This is a genomic window from Liquorilactobacillus sicerae (genome assembly GCF_029916425.1).
Lineage (GTDB): Bacteria > Bacillota > Bacilli > Lactobacillales > Lactobacillaceae > Liquorilactobacillus > Liquorilactobacillus sicerae.
Genome location: NZ_JAHAVQ010000029.1, coordinates 1 through 2,672, shown reverse-complemented (window position 1 = coordinate 2,672; position 2,672 = coordinate 1). Strand labels below are relative to the sequence as shown.

Sequence of the window (2,672 nt, the reverse complement as noted above, 5' to 3'; positions counted from 1 at the left end):
AGGAACGAGTTGCCTCTTCTGACAAATTAACAATTGAATTGAAAAAAACTTTTTCTCAACAAAATAAAAAAATAGAAAAAGAATTGAAGAATTGGCTACAGACTTTTCAAGTTTTGTAGTTTTTTTTTGCTCCGCAGGACCCCGACTTTTGATACATAGTGTCAAAAGTGTAAGGGGGTAGGCTTTTTAAAAAAGCCGACTATACTACCTCCGAAAGGAGCGAGAGATATGAAAGAAACTTTCACTTTTCACATATCTAATTTTTCTAATCCGGCAGAAACGCTCAGAAAAAGTCGGGAATACTTTGGAAATGTTGACCATTCAAAAACTGAACAAAATATTGTTCTTATATCAAAAACCAAAAAAGAAGTAGCAACTAAGTTGCTAGGCAGTTTTATAAAAACACACGATGAAAAACAAAAACGGGAAGCCAGAAAATATAAGACAGTCGATAATTTTTTAGAAAAACAATTTTTGATTAACAGGAGAAAAGCAAAAAATTGGAAAGGCAAAGGCGACCGTGATTGTGCTCAATTGATTGTTCAGATTGGCCAGGCCGGTGATAATTTAGACCGCAATAAATTGGCGCAAGTCTTGCGAGATTTTGGCGATAAAGTTGTCCAAACCTTAGGCAATAGAGTAGTGGCAGCCTCCGTCCATATGGACGAAACTAGTCCTCATTTACAGATTGATTATTTGCCAATTTTTAAAGATAAACGAGGGGGCTATAGGGTCGGCAATTCTGGAATGTTTAAACAAATTACGAAGATAAAAAATAGTAGAGAAGCATTCAAAGTTTTTAGAACTGCGTCGACTAATGAAATGAAGAATACGCTTAGGAAAAATTATCCTGAAATTGAAATTGCTAAAAGTCAAAACTTAAGAATTGAAGAATTAAAAAAGAAAATACAAAAATTAGAAGAACAAGGTTACGACGTTGGTCGACCTAAAAAAACAATTGAAAAAACAATTGAAAGGACAAGATAAAAATGATTGAAGATAAGACTAGATATTTACACCCAATTGAAAGAATTGAAGCCGTAAAAAAATTAGATGAAGAAATATTGAAAGAACAAAAGTTGTCAGTAGCAACGGCAAAAGATGATATCAACTTGACCTCAATGTCTCACACTCAAAAGGTCGCAATTCTTAAAATTAAACGCGCCCAAGTAGCGAGACGCAACTTAAATGACGAAACTTTTGATAAAGATAAATATAATTTTTTTAGAGTTTGGAAAGTCCTTGAAGAAAAGTTTTCAAAAAAAGAAATAGAGAAAACGAAGAAGCGTCTTGAAGAACTGCCTAAAGGAAAAACAATAACAATCACTCTTTCAAACTACAACGGTGCTGACCATTTTCTATTTTGCCGATACGGAATAGATACAACACAATTATGGCGTTGGTCTCCTGACGAAGAACTTGAAGCCTATGAAGAGTTGGTAAAAGAAACATCAAAAATTATCTAATAATAGTTATATATAAATAGGAAGAAAGCCGTCATAAAAAGGGCGGATTTTTATAATCTGCCCTTTTTTGATGGGCAGCCCGCGTCTTTTGCGGGCACAAAAAAACCGTTATTTTTCAAAATAACGGAATTGGCGATATACTTTAAATTGTCAGGATTTAAAGTATTGGTATATCTATATTCTAAACATTTATAGTATACCATCATAAAAAGTCCTGACAAGAATAGGACTTTTTTTTATGACCAAAACATCTATTGAAAAGCCGGCCCCTTCTAACAGCCGGCTAAGTGTAAAAAATGTTTACACTTCATCTATAAAGTGGAGCATTGACCGTCTAACGATTGTTGGAGAACTTGCTCCATTCTTACCTGCGGGGTATACAACTAACAAAATATCTGGCGAAGTTAAAAGCAGAATTACTATTGAAGATATGTTCAAAGTTTTTGAACATTTTGGTCATTGTCGTTTGTCCGGAAATGGTTATCAAATGATAACCGATGATGGAGAGAACGTTGCTTATTTTGAACGATTAAAGTTTGACAAAAATAAAGGGCGCTTAGATTTTAACCCGAACAAGTTAGATAGTTTTTTTGAAAATGGCTTGAAGCAATTTATATCTGATTTATTCATCACGCCCCATTTTTCAAGGGCTGACATTGCTGCCGATATTTTTGATGTCCCCGATGAAAAAGTTGTGTCTTACCGATTAGGTGAACCAGTTGGAAATACATTTTTTTATGGAAAAAGTGGAGATTTACAGACCGCGTATTTTGGTGCCAGGTCATCAGAGAAACAAATAAGGCTCTATAACAAAAGAATTGAAAGAATCAAAAAAGGCAGAATTGAAGACCTTAAAGACCCCGAACAATGCTACTGGCGGTTAGAACTACAACTAAGACGCGGGAGGGCTGATGATTTTCAAAAGCAGGTCGACGAGAGTTTGAAACATTTTTATTCTCCGCAAGATTTTCCTGATGATGTGTCTGTGAACAGCAGAATATTTTTGAAAGGGCTACTTGCAGACCCTGATAACTGGGCTAGAATATCAAGACCAACGAAGTCAAAATATAGACAGATAGAGGAACGAGTTGCCTCTTCTGACAAATTAACAATTGAATTGAAAAAAACTTTTTCTCAACAAAATAAAAAAATAGAAAAAGAATTGAAGAATTGGCTACAGACTTTTCAAGTTTTGTAGTTTTTTTT

Annotated in this window: 3 protein-coding genes; all 3 read left to right on the top strand. The window is 34.5% G+C overall.

Annotated features, from left to right (window positions below):
• Positions 1-228: 228 nt before the first annotated feature.
• Positions 229-987 carry a plasmid recombination protein gene (locus KH893_RS10945; RefSeq protein WP_281166161.1) on the top strand — a complete coding sequence of 253 codons (759 nt, stop codon included), beginning with the start codon at positions 229-231 and terminating at the stop codon, positions 985-987.
• A 2-nt stretch (positions 988-989) separates the two neighbouring features.
• Positions 990-1,466: a hypothetical protein gene (locus tag KH893_RS10940; RefSeq protein ID WP_281166160.1), complete on the top strand. Its 477-nt coding sequence runs from the start codon at positions 990-992 to the stop codon at positions 1,464-1,466.
• A gap of 238 nt (positions 1,467-1,704) precedes the next feature.
• Positions 1,705-2,664 (top strand): replication protein, encoded by a 960-nt coding sequence (locus KH893_RS10935; RefSeq protein WP_010989321.1) that lies wholly within the window; start codon positions 1,705-1,707, stop codon positions 2,662-2,664.
• Positions 2,665-2,672 lie beyond the last annotated feature (8 nt).

Coding starts and splice junctions, on each gene's coding strand:
- KH893_RS10945 (WP_281166161.1), top strand. CDS start 229: ATGAAAGAAACTTTCACTTTTCACATATCTAATTTTTCTAATCCGGCA.
- KH893_RS10940 (WP_281166160.1), top strand. CDS start 990: ATGATTGAAGATAAGACTAGATATTTACACCCAATTGAAAGAATTGAA.
- KH893_RS10935 (WP_010989321.1), top strand. CDS start 1,705: ATGACCAAAACATCTATTGAAAAGCCGGCCCCTTCTAACAGCCGGCTA.